This window comes from Blastococcus sp. SYSU D00922, assembly GCF_054050495.1.
On record NZ_JBJGZL010000006.1, the window covers coordinates 87,644 to 101,614 of the forward strand.

The following is a 13,971-nucleotide window of genomic DNA, read 5'->3' on the forward strand; positions in this document are numbered from 1 at the left end:
TCAGGCGGTGGCGGCGGCCCAGGCCATGTCGCCGAGCAGCGCGGCCATCGCCGGACGGCCGAGACGCCCCGCGCTGTGCGGGGTGGAGTTGATCAGGCCGAAGACCGCGTGCGCCCGCGCGCGGCAGGCGGCGGCGTCCGCGGCGGGGTGCAGGCGGGCCAGGACGGGCACCCACACCTCGACGTAGCGCCGCTGCAGCCGGCGGACCTGGGCGGCGTCGGCCTCGGCCAGGTTGCCCAGGTCGCGGTCCTGCACGGTGATCAGCGCCGGGTTGTCGAGGGCGAAGTCGACGTGGAAGGCGACGAGGGCGCGCAGCTGGGCCTCGGGGTCCCCGCCGGCGTCCTGCACCCGCTGGCTGCCGCCCTCCAGCAGGTGCTCGCTGATGCGGACCAGCATCTCGGCGAGCATCGCGTCCTTGCTCGCGAAGTGCCGGTAGATCGCCGGGCCGGTGACGCCGACCGCCGCGCCGACGTCGTCCACCCCGACCGCCCGTGACCCGCGCTCGGCGAACAGCTGGGCCGCGGCCTGCAGGATCTGCTCGCGGCGCGACGGCCGGTCGGCGTCGGCGTGCAGCGCCGCATCCCGGGGTGCGCGCGTCGAGGTCACACGGCGGATGCTAACCCGGCGGTGAACGTCCGTTAACCACTCCGGGGTGTGAGCTGGACCGTCGGAGTGAACGACCGTTAACCTCGGCGACGTGGACGCGCCCGTGCTCAGACCCGCTGCCGCGGCCGACCCGGCGACCGCCGGCCGCAACGCCGCCGCGCACGCCGACCTGGCCGCCGACCTGGCCGCCCAGCTGCACCGGGTCGCCCTCGGCGGCGGTGACCGGGCGCGTCAGCGGCACGTCGACCGCGGCAAGCTCCTGCCCCGCGAGCGGGTCGACACCCTGCTCGACCCGGGCAGCCCGTTCCTGGAGCTCTCGCCCCTGGCCGCGCACGGGCTCTACGACGACGAGGCGCCCGCCGCCGGGATCATCACCGGCATCGGCCGGGTCGCCGGGCGCGAGTGCGTCGTCGTGGCCAACGACGCCACCGTCAAGGGCGGCACCTACTACCCGATGACGGTGAAGAAGCACCTGCGCGCGCAGGAGGTGGCCCTGCACAACCGGCTGCCGTGCATCTACCTGGTCGACTCCGGCGGCGCGTTCCTGCCGATGCAGGACGAGGTCTTCCCCGACCGCGAGCACTTCGGCCGGATCTTCTACAACCAGGCGACGATGTCGAAGGCCGGCATCCCGCAGATCGCCGCCGTCCTCGGGTCGTGCACCGCCGGCGGGGCGTACGTGCCGGCCATGAGCGACGAGGCGGTCATCGTCCGCGAGCAGGGGACGATCTTCCTGGGCGGCCCGCCGCTGGTGAAGGCGGCGACCGGCGAGGTCGTCACCGCCGAGGAGCTGGGCGGGGGAGACCTGCACAGCCGGGTCAGCGGGGTCACCGACCACCTCGCCGACGACGACGCGCACGCCCTGCAGATCGTTCGGCAGATCGTGGGCACCCTGGCCCCGCGCGAGCCGCGGCCGTGGGACGTCGCGCCGGTCGAGGAGCCGCTGCACGCTGCGGAGTCGGTCTACGAGGTCGTGCCGCCCGACCCCCGCACGCCCTACGACGTCCGCGAGGTCATCGCCCGGCTGGTCGACGGCAGCCGGTTCGCCGAGTTCAAGCCGCTGTACGGGCACACGCTGGTCACCGGCTTCGCCCGGCTGCACGGCCACCCGGTCGGGATCATCGCCAACAACGGCGTGCTGTTCGCCGAGTCGGCCCTGAAGGGCGCGCACTTCATCGAGCTGTGCGACCGCCGCAAGATCCCGCTCCTGTTCCTGCAGAACATCACCGGGTTCATGGTCGGCCGCGACTACGAGGCCGGCGGCATCGCCAAGCACGGCGCCAAGATGGTCACTGCCGTCGCCTGCGCCCGGGTACCGAAGCTCACCGTGGTCATCGGCGGCTCCTTCGGCGCCGGCAACTACTCCATGTGCGGCCGGGCGTACTCGCCCCGGTTCCTGTTCACCTGGCCCAACGCGCGCATCTCGGTGATGGGCGGCGAGCAGGCGGCGTCGGTGCTGGCGCAGGTGCGCCGCGACGGGGCCGAGGCCCGCGGCGAGGAGTGGCCGGCCGAGGAGGAGGAGGCGTTCAAGGCGCCGATCCGCGAGCAGTACGAGCACCAGGGCCACCCGTACTACGCGACCGCGCGGCTCTGGGACGACGGCGTGATCGATCCCGCGCAGACCCGCACCGTGCTCGGCCTCGCCCTCTCGGCCGCCGCGAACGCTCCGTTGGAGGAGGTCGGCTATGGCGTCTTCCGCATGTGACGAGGGACTTTCTGTACCGAAACTCCCAGGGACTTTCGGTACAGAAAGTCCCGTGAGGAGGGTGGCGTAGATGTTCGACACCGTCCTCGTGGCCAACCGGGGCGAGATCGCCGTCCGGGTGATCCGCACGCTGCGCACCATGGGCATCCGCTCGGTCGCGGTGCACAGCGACGCGGACGCCGGAGCGCTGCACACCCGGCTCGCCGACGTCGCCGTCCCCATCGGGCCGGCGCCGGCCGCGCAGAGCTACCTCTCGATCGAGCGGGTGCTCGAGGCGGCCGCTCGTACCGGCGCGCAGGCGATCCACCCCGGCTACGGCTTCCTGTCGGAGAACGTCGAGTTCGCCCGCGCGTGCGAGAAGGCCGGGATCGTGTTCATCGGCCCGCCGGTCGCGGCGATCGAGGCCATGGCCGACAAGATCCGCGCCAAGCAGACGGTGATGGCCGCCGGTGTCCCCGTCGTCCCCGGGCGGACCGAGCCCGGCATGACCGACGAGCAGGTGACCGACGCCGCCGTCGCGGTCGGCTTCCCGGTCCTGCTCAAGCCCAGCGCCGGCGGTGGCGGCAAGGGCATGCGGGTGGTGCGCAGCAAGGAGGAGCTGCCCGAGGCGATCGCCGGTGCCCGGCGCGAGGCCACGAGCTCCTTCGGCGACGACACCCTGCTGGTCGAGCGGTACGTCGGCAACTCGCGGCACATCGAGGTGCAGGTCCTCGGCGACGCGCACGGGAACGTCATCCACCTCGGCGAGCGCGAGTGCAGCCTGCAGCGCCGGCACCAGAAGGTGATCGAGGAGGCGCCGTCCCCGCTGCTGGACACCGCCTCGCGGGCGTCGATGGGCCGCGCCGCCGTCGAAGCGGCGAAGGCCGTCGGCTACACCGGGGCCGGCACGGTCGAGTTCATCGTCGACGCCGACCGGCCGCGCGACTTCTTCTTCCTCGAGATGAACACCCGCCTGCAGGTCGAGCACCCGGTCACCGAGCTGATCACCGGCCTGGACCTGGTCGAGCAGCAGATCCGGGTGGCGGCGGGGGAGCGGCTGCCGCTGGACCAGAGCGACATCTCGCTGGACGGGCACGCGATCGAGGCGCGGCTCTACGCCGAGGACCCGGCCCGCGGCTTCCTGCCGCAGGCGGGCACGGTGCTGGGGCTGGTCGAGCCGTCGGGCCCCGGCGTCCGGGTGGACAGCTCCCTGGCGGTCGGCTCCGTCGTCGGCACCGACTACGACCCCATGCTGGCCAAGATCATCGCCTGGGGCCCCGACCGCGACACGGCCCGCGCGCGGCTGGTCGGCGCGCTCGGGCACACCGCCGTCCTGGGGGTGACGACGAACGCGGCCTTCCTGCGGGCGCTGCTCACCGACCCCGACGTCGTCGCCGGGAAGCTCGACACCGGGCTCATCGAGCGCCGCGGGGACGACCTGACCCTGCCCGAGCCCCCGCCCCCGCACGTCTACGCGGCCGCGGCGCTGGCGCTGCTCGTCGAGGGCGAGCCGGCCGGCCCGGTCGTCGACCGCTGGGACGTCCCCGACGGCTGGCGGCTGGGGGAGCCGGCCTGGACCGTGCGCCGGCTGCAGGTCGCCGGCGGCGACCCGGTGGAGGTGCGGCTGCGCGGCCGGTCGTCGGCGGCGGAGGTCCGCGTCGGGGACGGCGAGCCGGTGCCCGCGCGCGCCGTCCGGGACGGCGACCGGCTGACGGTGACCCTCGACGGGCTGACCGCGTCCTACGCCGTCGTCCACGAGGGCGGGACGGTGTGGCTGGCCGCGGACGGCCGGGTCGCCGCGCTGCGCGAGCAGGAGCGGCTGGCGGCGCACGGCGAGGGCTCCGGTGCCGACGGCGCGGTCACCGCGCCCATGCCCGGGACCGTGACCGTGGTGCAGGCCGCGGTCGGCGACGAGGTGGCGGCGGGGACCCCGCTGCTGGTCGTCGAGGCGATGAAGATGGAGCACGTGCTGACCGCCCCCGTCGCGGGGACGGTCACCGAGCTCGGCGTGACAGCCGGCCAGACGGTCGCGCTGGACGAGCGGGTGGCCCTGGTGACCCCAGCGGCGGCCGCTCCTGAGCAGCAGGAGAACTGATGTTGGACTACCGGCTCAGCGACGAGACCGAGACCCTCCGCAAGACCGTCCGCGAGTTCGCGCAGGAGGTCATCGCCCCGCAGATCGGGGAGTTCTACGAGCGCGACGAGTTCCCGACGCAGTTCGTCCGGCAGATGGGCGAACTCGGCCTGTTCGGGCTGCCGTTCCCCGAGGAGTACGGCGGCTCGGGAGGAACCTACTTCGACCTCTGCGTGGCGCTGGAGGAGCTGGCCCGCGTCGACTCGTCGATGGCGATCACCGTGGAGGCGGGCGTCTCCCTCGGTGCCATGCCGATCTACCGGTTCGGCACCGAGGAGCAGAAGCAGGAGTGGTTGCCCCGGCTGTGCGCGGGGGAGGCGCTGGGCGCGTTCGGCCTCACCGAGCCCGGCGGCGGGTCGGACGCGGGCGCCACGCGGACCACCGCCCGCCTGGAGGACGGCCACTGGGTGATCAACGGCTCCAAGGCCTTCATCACCAACGCCGGCACCGACCTGACCGCGCTGGTCACCGTCACCGCCGTCACCGGGACGCGCCCCGACGGCGGCAAGGAGATCTCGGCGATCATCGTGCCGTCGGGGACCCCGGGCTTCGCCGTCGGCCAGCGCTACTCGAAGGTCGGCTGGAACGCCTCCGACACCCGCGAGCTGTCGTTCACCGACGTCCGGGTGCCCGAGGAGAACCTGGTGGGGGAGCGGGGTCGCGGCTACGCGCAGTTCCTGTCGATCCTGGACGAGGGCCGCATCGCGATCTCGGCGCTGTCGGTGGGGCTGGCGCAGGGGTGCGTCGACGAGTCGGTGAAGTACGCCGGCGAGCGCGAGGCCTTCGGGCAGCCGATCGGCCGCAACCAGGCCATCCAGTTCATGATCGCCGACATGGAGGTGCGCGCCTCCACCGCGCGGCTGGCCTACTACCGGGCGGCGGAGAAGATGCTGCGCGGCGAGCCGTTCAAGCGGGAGGCCTCCATCGCCAAGCTGTACAGCTCCGAGGTGGCCATGGACAACGCGCGGTACGCGACGCAGGTGCACGGCGGGTACGGGTTCATGAACGAGTTCCCGGTGGGCCGGTTCTACCGCGACGCGAAGATCCTGGAGATCGGCGAGGGCACCAGCGAGGTGCAGCGCATGCTCATCGCCCGCGACCTCGGCGTCGGCTGACGGCTGTCCTGACACGCGCCTGTGCGCTGGTCCACGTCATCTCGCGGCGATGAGGTGGACCAGCGCACAGTCGGCACTCAATCGGCCAGGGGTGCCCGGTCGGGGACGGCGACGCTGAGCAGGACGACGCTGTCCTCGTCGGCGTGCAGGCTGTGCCGCCGGTCGGGGACGGGGCTGAACTCGTGCACGCCGACCTCGACGCTCTGGTCGCCGGCCACCACGCGGACCCGGCCCTGGAGCACCAGCAAGCTCGCGGGGCCGGGACTCTCGTGCTCGCCCAGCTCCCCGCCGGCGAGCAGCGCGATCAGGGTCTGCCGCAGGCCGTCGACCGGGTGCGGCAGCGTGCTCGCCGCGCGGTGCGCCGATCCCCGCGCGGCGCGGTCGAGCAGTTCGGCCGAGAGCTGGTGCACGTCCACGGTGCTCATGCGCGCAGCCTAGGGGCGCCGGTCACGCCGTGACGTCGATCAGCACCTTGCCCACGGCGCCGTCCTCCACCGCCTGGTGCGCCTGCGCGGCCTGGTCGAGCGGGAACACGTGCAGCGGCAGCCCGGCCTCGCGGCCCACCCGGATCGCGCCGTCCAGGACCGCGGCGTTGACGTCCTCGACGCCGATCTCCTTCGCCCTGGCCGGCTCGGTGTAGACGAGCACGAACTGCCAGCGGGCGTTGGGCCCCATCTGCAACCGCACGGGCACGGTGACCTCCGCCCCGCCGTCGTCGGCGTACATCGCGACGGCGCCGTGCATGCCGATGACCTGGGCGTCGACAGGCGCGTTCACCGCGGCCGAGACCTCGACGATCGAGTCGACCCCCTTGGGGGCGACCTTGCGCACCTCGGCGACGACGTCCTGCCGCCGGTAGTCGATGACGTGGTCGGCGCCGGCCGTGGCCGCGAGCTGCGCCTTCTGCGGGTTGCTCACGGTGGCGATCACGGTCGCGTCGGCCCAGCGGGCGAGCTGGATGGCGGCGTTGCCGACCGCACCCGCGCCGCCCTGCACGAGGACGACCCGGCCGGTCAGCGAGCCGGGGCCGATGCGGTCGGGCAGCGACTCGGCGACGGTGAGGCAGCGGTGCGCGGTGAGGAACGGGATGCCGAGCGACGCGCCGAGCTCGAACGACGGCTCGGCGCCCAGCAGGACGGTCTGGCGGGCGGGGACGACGGTGTACTCGGCCGCCGTGCCCCACGGGCGCTGCCAGGCGGCTTCCCAGATCCAGACCCGCTCGCCGACGAGCACGGGGTCGACGCCCTGGCCGACCGCGTCGACGGTGCCGGCGCCGTCCTGGTTCGGGACCTGCCCCTCCGGGCCCGGCGGGGTCTTGCTGCGCGACTTCCAGTCGGTCGGGTTGACGCCGGAGAAGGCGACGCGGACCCGCACCTCACCGGGGCCGGGCTCGGGAACGGGTCGGTCGGAGAGCTGGAGGACGTCGGGACCACCGGGCTGGCTGTAGGAGACGGCGCGCACGGGCTCCTTCCTACCGCCGCCCGGACGCGGGGGCGCGCTGAGGACGGCGCTCAGCCGGCGGGCGCGTCGTCGTCCGTCGGCCACTCGGGGGCCGGGAGGCCGGCCAGCGCGAGCAGCTTCTCGACGGCCTCCTCGACGACGTCCTCGGCGGGCGGGGCGCCGTCGGGCGCGGCCATGAGCCGGCGGACGTCGTCCGGGTCGACGTCCGTGCCGGCCGTCTCCTTCACCCAGCGGGCGAAGCCGTCCGCCTCGGCGCGGGTGTCGATCGGCGGCGAGGCGTCGGGCTCCTCGAAGTAGATCCGCGGCTCGTAGCCGAGGAAGAAGCGGCCGCCCGAGGCGTCGGCCCCGCGGTAGTCGATCGTCGCGATGGCGCTGTCGTGGACGTCGAGGAGGAGGAACGGCACCGCCGTCGGCCGGCCGGCGGTCCACCGCCCGTCGCTGTACGCGAGCTTGCCGAAGTACCCCACGGCCGGAGGCTAGCCGCCGCGCGGTCAGCGCCAGGTGAGGGTCTCGGGCCGGCGGCCCAACGTGCGCTCGACCTGGCGCGCGGCCCGCTCACCGGCGTTGACCAGCACGGGCCTCGGCGTGCCGGCGAACAGCGGCAGGTCGGACGCGCTGTCGCTGTAGACGGCGGTCCACGGCGGGGGATGGCCGCGGTCGGAGAGCATGGTCACCTTCGACTCGCCCATGGCCCGCCGGACCGGCACCGTGGCCTGCGAGCCGACGACGTCGAGGTGGCCGAGCCCGATCGCCGTCAGGAAACCGCGGGCCAGCGTCTCCTCGCAGCCGGTCGCGACGACGACGGTGTCCCCGGCCAGCTCATGCGCACGCACGCACGCGATGGCGTCGGCGACCGCTGCCTCCGGCTTGACGGTGAGGACCTCCCGGTAGGCGGCCGCGATGCCGTCGACGTCCCGGTCACCCACGGCCAGCCGGGTCATCAGCCGGGCGCCCAGCGGCCGGGTCCAGGGCAGCGCGGCACCGAGCAGGAGCACGGGCGAGGCGGCGAGGAGGGGGAGCGCCCGGCCCGGCGACTGCCGGAGCCGGCCGTGCAGGAAGAGCGTCGACGCGTCCCCGCCGAGCAGCACCTTGTCCAGGTCGAAGACGACGGTCGACTGCATGCCGGGTCCTTACCGCGGTGGCGGCGCGGGCACACCGGTTCCCACGCCCAGGCCGGCCTCGCGCGCCCGCTCCTCGACGGTCGCGACGGCGCGACGCAGGTCGTCGAGGTGCCGCTGCACCATGCCGGTCGTCGACATGACCTGCCGCCGCCACGTCAGGTTGATGGTGGCCACCACCCGGTCCTCGAGCCGCACCGGCATGGCGATGGACTCCCGGCCGTCGTCCACCTCCGACCGGGGGCGGGCGGGGTCGCCACCGAAGTCCGGGGCCCGCACGCCGTAGCCGCGCTCGCGCGTGCTCGCCACCAGCTTTCGCAGGGCCTCGTCGTCGAACGCGAGGCCCCGCCCGCCCGTGTCGCGCGAGCGCAGCCGCCGGATGACCGCCTCGAACTCCTGCGGGCTGCAGTAGGCGAGGTAGGCGCGTCCGGAGGCCGAGCCGAGCATGTTCACCCGGAAGCCCCGGGGGCGGGGCGGCAACGCGTCGAAGTACGTGCGGGTGCTGTTGGTCTCGAGCGTCTCCATGTGGTCCAGCCGGGGCACGGCCAGCACCGACGGCCACTGCACCCGGCCGGCGAGCTCGTCCAGCACGGGTGAGGCGATCTCCACCAGCCACGCGTCGTGGTCCGGCTCCAGCCGGTGCTGGGTGTGGCTGGGCAGGAAGGCCCCGTCGACCATCCGCTGCCAGACCAGCCCCTGCTGGTGGGCGGTCCAGAGGATGCGGGTGAGCGTCGGCTTGGGGATCCCGGTGGCGACGTGGAGGTCGTGCAGGCTCGCGGCGCGCACCTCCTGCAGCGTCTGGAGCACCTGCAGGCCGCGCGCCAGCGACTCGATCGGCTTCACCCGGTAGTTCCGCACGCGCCGCCACCTCGTCGTTTTCGCAGCGTGAAATCTCGTCAGGTGAGTGTTGCCCGCCGGATGTGGTCTGCGCCACTGTCTCCCGCATGCCGGTCCGAGCGACGTCCCAGGTGCGCGAGGGCGACCTGCTCTGGACGCCGGACCCCGACCGCACAGCGCGCGCCCGCCTGGTCGAGTTCACCGCGTTCGCGCAGGCGCGCACCGGCCGAACCTTCCCCGACTACGCCGCCCTCTGGTCGTGGTCGACCACCGAGCTCGAGGAGTTCTGGCAGGCGGTCTGGGACTTCTTCGAGGTCCGCTCGTCGGCCCCGCACACCGCCGTCCTCGAGAGCCGGGAGATGTCGGGAGCCCGCTGGTTCCCGGGCGCCCGGCTCAACCTCGCCGAGCACGTGCTGGCCCAGGAGCGCGCCGGTTCACCTGTGCTGCTGTTCGCCGACGAGACCTCTCCGCTGCGCGAGTTCCCGTGGGAGGAGTTCGCCCGGCAGGTCAGGGTGCTGGCGACCCACCTCCGGGAGCTGGGCGTGGCCCCCGGCGACCGGGTGGTCGCCTACCTCCCCAACGTGCCGCAGGCCATGGTCGCGATGCTGGCGACGGCCGCCGTCGGAGCGGTCTGGGCGAGCGTGTCCCCGGACTTCGGTTCGCGCGGCGCGCTCGACCGGCTCGGCCAGCTGGACCCGGTCGTGCTGCTCGCGGCGGACGGCTACCGGTACGGTGGCCGCGACTTCGACCGCCGCGCCGAGGTGGCCGACCTCGTCGCAGGCATGGCCGGGCTCCGCGAGGTCGTCACCGTCCCGGTCCTCGGGCTCGAGCAGCCGGGCACCCCCTGGGACGACGTGGTGGCCGGCGAGGACGTGGCCGGCTTCGCCTTCGAGCAGGTCCCCTTCGACCACCCGCTCTGGGTGCTGTTCTCCTCCGGCACCACGGGCCTGCCCAAGGCGATCGTGCACGGGCACGGCGGGATCCTGCTCGAGCACCTGAAGCTGCACGTCCTCCACCACGACATGCGCCCCGGTGACCGCGGCTTCTTCTTCACCACCACCGGCTGGATGATGTGGAACTTCCTCCTCACCATGCCGCTGGTCGGCGCGGTGCCGGTGCTCTACGACGGCAACCCGGCGCACCCCGACGTCGACGTCCTCTGGCGGATCGCGCAGGACGGCCGTGCCCGCCTCTTCGGGGCCAGCCCGACGTTCGTCGAGCTCATGCAGAAGGCCGGGGTCGTGCCGAAGGAGCGGTTCGACCTCTCCGCCCTCGACGTCGTCATGCCCGCCGGCTCCCCGGTGGGCCCGGCCGTCACCGCGTGGTTCTACTCGGACGTGAAGGCCGACCTCTCGATCGCCACCGGCAGCGGGGGCACCGACTGCTGCACGGGCTTCGTCGGGGGCGTGCCGACCCTGCCCGTGCGCGCCGGCGAGATCCAGGCCCGCTCCCTCGGCGTGGCCGCGGAGGCGTGGGACGAGTCGGGGCACCCCGTCGTCGGCCAGGTCGGCGAGCTGGTCATCACCCGGCCGATGCCGTCGATGCCGCTGTTCTTCTGGGGCGACGACGACGGCGCGCGCTACCGGAGCAGCTACTTCGAGACCTTCCCGGGCGTGTGGCGGCACGGGGACTTCTTCGAGGTCAACGAGCGCGGCGGGTGCTTCGTCCGCGGCCGGTCCGACGCCGTGCTCAACCGGCAGGGCGTCCGGATCGGCACCGCCGAGATCTACCGCGTGGTCGAGGACGACCCCGCCGTCCTCGGCGCCCTCATCACCAACCTGGACCTGCCCGACGGTGGGTTCTTCATGCCCCTGTTCGTCTCCCTGGCCCCCGGCGCGGTCCTCGACGACGACCTGCAGGGGCGGCTGCGGCGGAGGCTCCGCGACGAGTACTCACCGCGGCACGTGCCCGACCGAATCGTGGCCGTCAGCGCGATCCCGCTCACCCGCAGCGGCAAGAAGATGGAGATCCCGGTGCGCCGGCTCCTCCTCGGCGCCGACCCCGCCGCCGTCGCGGACCCCGACGCCATGGCCGATCCCGGTGCCCTGGCCGACTTCGTCGCATACGCCCGCACCCAGACCGACTACTCGCTCTGACCCTCCTCCACCGTCGAAGGACAGCCATGACCGAGCGCTCGTTCCCCCTCCCGTCGCAGATCCAGGCCGTTCCCGGGGCGGAGGGCTGGGAGGCGATGTACCCCTACTTCACCCGGTTCCAGCCCGAGGACGACCAGCGGTTCTGGTTCTACAACTCGATGCACTTCCCCGAGGTGATCCCCGCCTTCGACGGCATCACCTCCGAGATCCCCTACACGGCGATCGGGGCGAACACCGCCCGGCTGTTCTCCTTCCCGACCACGATGGGCATCGAGTACCGGATCATCAACGGGCGGGTCTACATCACGGCCAACCCGGTGCTCGACGAGGCGGAGCAGGGGCGGCGGTTCGCCGACTTCCAGGAGCGCGCCGGCCACTACTACGGCAACTGGGACCGCATCTACGGCGAGTGGCAGGTCCGCATCGAGGCGCTGATCGCCGACATCGAGGCCGTCGAGGTGCCCGAGCTCGGTGACCTCGACCCGCTCGAGGTGGTCACCGGCGGCCGCGGGTTCGCGTCCAACCACTTCCTCCGCGAGCGGTTCCACCGCTGCATCGACCTCTACTCGAAGATGTGGCACCACCACACCGAGCTGCTGATGCTCGGGTACGGCGCCTACGTCGTGTTCTTCGAGTTCTGCGAGCAGGCCTTCCCGGAGATGGGCGACCAGATGGTGGCCCGCATGGTCGCCGGGATGGACGTCACCATGTACCGCCCCGACGACGAGCTGAAGAAGCTCGCCGCGCTGGCCGTGGAGCTCGACCTCGGCGACCTGTTCGTCGAAGGCGCCGACCCGGCGAAGGTGCTGGCGGCGCTCGGCGAGCGGGGCGACGCCGGGGCCCGCTGGCTGGCCGGCCTCGAGGCGGCGAAGGACCCGTGGTTCAACGTCTCGGTGGGTGACGGCTTCTACCACCACCACCTCTCGTGGGCCGACGACCTCACGGTTCCCTTCGCCGCCCTGCCGCGCTACGTCGAGCAGGTCCGCAACGGCGAGGACCTCACCCGCCCGACCGAGCGGCTGGCCGAGGAACGCGACCGGATCGCCGACGAGTACCGGGGGCTGCTCGACTCCGAGGAGGAGAAGGCGGCCTTCGACCAGATGCTCGGCCTGTGCCGTCAGGTCTTCCCCTACATCGAGTCGCACAAGTTCTACTGCGAGCACTGGTTCACGACCCGCTTCTTCCAGAAGATCCGCGCGTTCGGCCAGCTGCTGGCCGACCGCGGTGTGCTGCTCGAGGCCGACGACGTCTTCCACCTGCGGCACGTGGAGGTCGAGGACGCCCTCGCCGACGTCATGCTCGCCTGGGCGTCCGGCGGCACGGAGCTCGGCGCCCGGCACTGGCAGCCGATCGTCGCCGAGCGCAAGCGGATCGTCGAGGCGCTGTCGACGTGGTCGCCGCCTCCCGCCCTCGGCGCCGTCCCGGAGGCGCTCAACGACCCGGCCGTGAAGATGCTCTGGGGGATCACCCAGGAGACGATCGAGTCCTGGCTCGGCACGGACGAGGACGACGAGTCCACGGTGCGCGGGTACGCGGCCTCGCCGGGTGTGGTCGAGGGGGTCGCGCGGGTGCTGCTCAACGTCAACGACATCGGTCAGATCCGCGAGGGCGAGATCCTGGTCTGCCCGGTCACCGCACCCAGCTGGGGTCCTGTGTTCGGCAAGATCGCCGCGGCGGTCTCCGACATCGGCGGCACGATGTCGCACGCGGCGATCGTGGCCCGCGAGTACGGGATGCCGGCCGTCGTCGGCACGGGCACGGCCACCGCGCGCATCTCCACGGGCGACCGGGTCCGGGTCGACGGGGACCGCGGCGTCGTCACCGTGCTCGGCTGATGGGGACCACCGTGACCACGACCCGCCCGGTGCTGCACTTCTCCGAGGTCGGCATCGGCGACGTCCCCGACGTCGGCGGCAAGGGCGCCAGCCTGGGCGAGCTGCTCCGCGCCGGCATCCGGGTGCCCTCCGGCTTCGCCGTGACGACGGCGGCCTTCCAGCGGACCGTCGAGCACCTCACCGTGCACGGCGTGACCGTGCCGGAGCGGGTGGCCGCCCTGGACCCGGCGGACTCGGCGGACCTGGCCGCGGTCACCGCGGAGATCCGGGCCGTCGTGGAGTCCGCCGCGCCGCCGGACGACGTCGTCGAGGCGGTGACCGCCGCCTACGCGGCCCTCTGCGCGGAGTGCGGGGACCCGTCGCTGCCGGTGGCCGTGCGGTCGAGCGCGACGAGCGAGGACAGCGCCGAGGCCAGCTTCGCGGGGCTCCAGGACACGTATCTCTGGGTACGGGGAGCGGAGTCGGTCCTCGAGCACGTGCGCCGCTGCTGGGCCAGCCTCTACAGCGTCGAGTCGGTGACCTACCGGCTGCGGCGCGGGGTCCCCGAGACCGACCTGGGCATGGCCGTCGTGGTGCAGCGGATGGTGGGCGCCCGCAGCTCCGGGGTGATGTTCACCCGCAGCCCGCGCAGCGGCGACAAGTCGGTGGTCGCCATCGACGCGAGCTGGGGCCTGGGGTCCGCCGTCGTCAGCGGCGACGTCACCCCGGACTCGTTCGTCGTCAGCAAGGTGACCGGCGAGATGAAGCGGACCGTGGCCACCAAGACCCGCTGGCACCGGCCAGACCCGTCCGGCCACGGGGTGGTGGAGACCGACGTGCCGGCGGAGCTGCAGGACCGGCCGTCGGTGTCCGACGACGAGATCGCGCAGCTGGTCGCGACCGCGCGGGAGGTCGAGGCGCACTACGGCTGCCCGCAGGACATCGAGTGGGCGGTGGACGACGCCGGCGCCGTGTTCCTCCTGCAGAGCCGGCCCGAGACGGTGTGGGCGGAGAAGGACCGGGCCCGCCTCGCCGCCCCCGCCGCGCGCCCGTTCGACCACGTCTTCAACCTGCTGGGCGGCAAGCGCCCGTCCGAGGGCTGAGCG

The 13,971-nt window shown here is 73.4% G+C and carries 12 protein-coding genes; 6 read left to right on the forward strand and 6 right to left on the reverse strand.

The genetic code is table 11. The features are described 5' to 3' along the window. Positions 1-606, reverse strand: a complete 606-nt coding sequence (locus tag ACI78T_RS10760; protein WP_456558086.1) for an SACE_7040 family transcriptional regulator — start codon at positions 604-606, stop codon at positions 1-3. 91 nt (positions 607-697) lie between these two features. Here ACI78T_RS10760 and ACI78T_RS10765 point away from each other — a divergent pair, with 91 nt between their 5' ends. The 3 genes from ACI78T_RS10765 (at position 698) to ACI78T_RS10775 (ending at position 5,539) form a co-directional block, all read left to right on the forward strand. Further along, positions 698-2,311 carry a carboxyl transferase domain-containing protein gene (locus ACI78T_RS10765; RefSeq protein WP_456558087.1) on the forward strand — a complete coding sequence of 538 codons (1,614 nt, stop codon included), beginning with the start codon at positions 698-700 and terminating at the stop codon, positions 2,309-2,311. Positions 2,312-2,381: 70 nt separating this feature from the next. Further along, positions 2,382-4,385, forward strand: coding sequence for an ATP-binding protein (locus ACI78T_RS10770; protein WP_456558088.1), 2,004 nt, complete (start codon positions 2,382-2,384; stop codon positions 4,383-4,385). Beyond that, positions 4,385-5,539, forward strand: a complete 1,155-nt coding sequence (locus tag ACI78T_RS10775; protein ID WP_456558089.1) for an acyl-CoA dehydrogenase family protein — start codon at positions 4,385-4,387, stop codon at positions 5,537-5,539. The genes ACI78T_RS10770 and ACI78T_RS10775 overlap by 1 nt, the downstream gene beginning before the upstream one ends. 77 nt (positions 5,540-5,616) lie before the next feature. Here ACI78T_RS10775 and ACI78T_RS10780 read toward each other — a convergent pair whose 3' ends face one another. Genes ACI78T_RS10780 through ACI78T_RS10800 form a run of 5 tightly spaced genes read right to left on the reverse strand, consistent with a single transcriptional unit; the run spans position 5,617 to position 8,976 of the window. Further along, positions 5,617-5,964, reverse strand: a complete 348-nt coding sequence (locus ACI78T_RS10780; RefSeq protein WP_456558090.1) for a LuxR family transcriptional regulator — start codon at positions 5,962-5,964, stop codon at positions 5,617-5,619. A 22-nt stretch (positions 5,965-5,986) separates the two neighbouring features. Beyond that, positions 5,987-7,000, reverse strand: a complete 1,014-nt coding sequence (locus tag ACI78T_RS10785; RefSeq protein WP_456558091.1) for an NADPH:quinone reductase — start codon at positions 6,998-7,000, stop codon at positions 5,987-5,989. A gap of 50 nt (positions 7,001-7,050) precedes the next feature. Further along, complete coding sequence (locus tag ACI78T_RS10790) at positions 7,051-7,467, reverse strand: hypothetical protein (protein ID WP_456558092.1); 417 nt, start codon at positions 7,465-7,467, stop codon at positions 7,051-7,053. Positions 7,468-7,491: 24 nt separating this feature from the next. Continuing rightward, on the reverse strand, positions 7,492-8,121 hold the full coding sequence (locus tag ACI78T_RS10795; protein WP_456558093.1) for a haloacid dehalogenase-like hydrolase: 630 nt from the start codon (positions 8,119-8,121) through the stop codon (positions 7,492-7,494). A 9-nt stretch (positions 8,122-8,130) separates the two neighbouring features. Then, a complete protein-coding gene (locus ACI78T_RS10800) occupies positions 8,131-8,976 on the reverse strand; it encodes an IclR family transcriptional regulator domain-containing protein (protein ID WP_456558094.1) in 846 nt (281 codons plus the stop codon). A gap of 86 nt (positions 8,977-9,062) precedes the next feature. Here ACI78T_RS10800 and ACI78T_RS10805 point away from each other — a divergent pair, with 86 nt between their 5' ends. From ACI78T_RS10805 to ACI78T_RS10815, 3 genes are read left to right on the forward strand one after another with little or no spacing between them, the layout of a single operon-like run. Further along, entirely contained in the window at positions 9,063-11,051 is a 1,989-nt protein-coding gene (locus tag ACI78T_RS10805; RefSeq protein ID WP_456558095.1) for an acetoacetate--CoA ligase, read from the forward strand. A 26-nt stretch (positions 11,052-11,077) separates the two neighbouring features. After that, positions 11,078-12,886 carry a PEP-utilizing enzyme gene (locus ACI78T_RS10810; protein WP_456558096.1) on the forward strand — a complete coding sequence of 603 codons (1,809 nt, stop codon included), beginning with the start codon at positions 11,078-11,080 and terminating at the stop codon, positions 12,884-12,886. Between the two features lie 11 nt (positions 12,887-12,897). Beyond that, a complete protein-coding gene (locus ACI78T_RS10815; protein WP_456558097.1) occupies positions 12,898-13,968 on the forward strand; it encodes a PEP/pyruvate-binding domain-containing protein in 1,071 nt (356 codons plus the stop codon). Positions 13,969-13,971: the final 3 nt, after the last annotated feature.

Bases quoted from the DNA above. Each gene is read 5' to 3' on its own strand.
- ACI78T_RS10775 (WP_456558089.1), top strand. From the start codon at position 4,385: ATGTTGGACTACCGGCTCAGCGACGAGACCGAGACCCTCCGCAAGACC.
- ACI78T_RS10770 (WP_456558088.1), top strand. From the start codon at position 2,382: ATGTTCGACACCGTCCTCGTGGCCAACCGGGGCGAGATCGCCGTCCGG.
- ACI78T_RS10795 (WP_456558093.1), bottom strand. From the start codon at position 8,121: ATGCAGTCGACCGTCGTCTTCGACCTGGACAAGGTGCTGCTCGGCGGG.
- ACI78T_RS10805 (WP_456558095.1), top strand. From the start codon at position 9,063: ATGCCGGTCCGAGCGACGTCCCAGGTGCGCGAGGGCGACCTGCTCTGG.
- ACI78T_RS10780 (WP_456558090.1), bottom strand. From the start codon at position 5,964: ATGAGCACCGTGGACGTGCACCAGCTCTCGGCCGAACTGCTCGACCGC.
- ACI78T_RS10810 (WP_456558096.1), top strand. From the start codon at position 11,078: ATGACCGAGCGCTCGTTCCCCCTCCCGTCGCAGATCCAGGCCGTTCCC.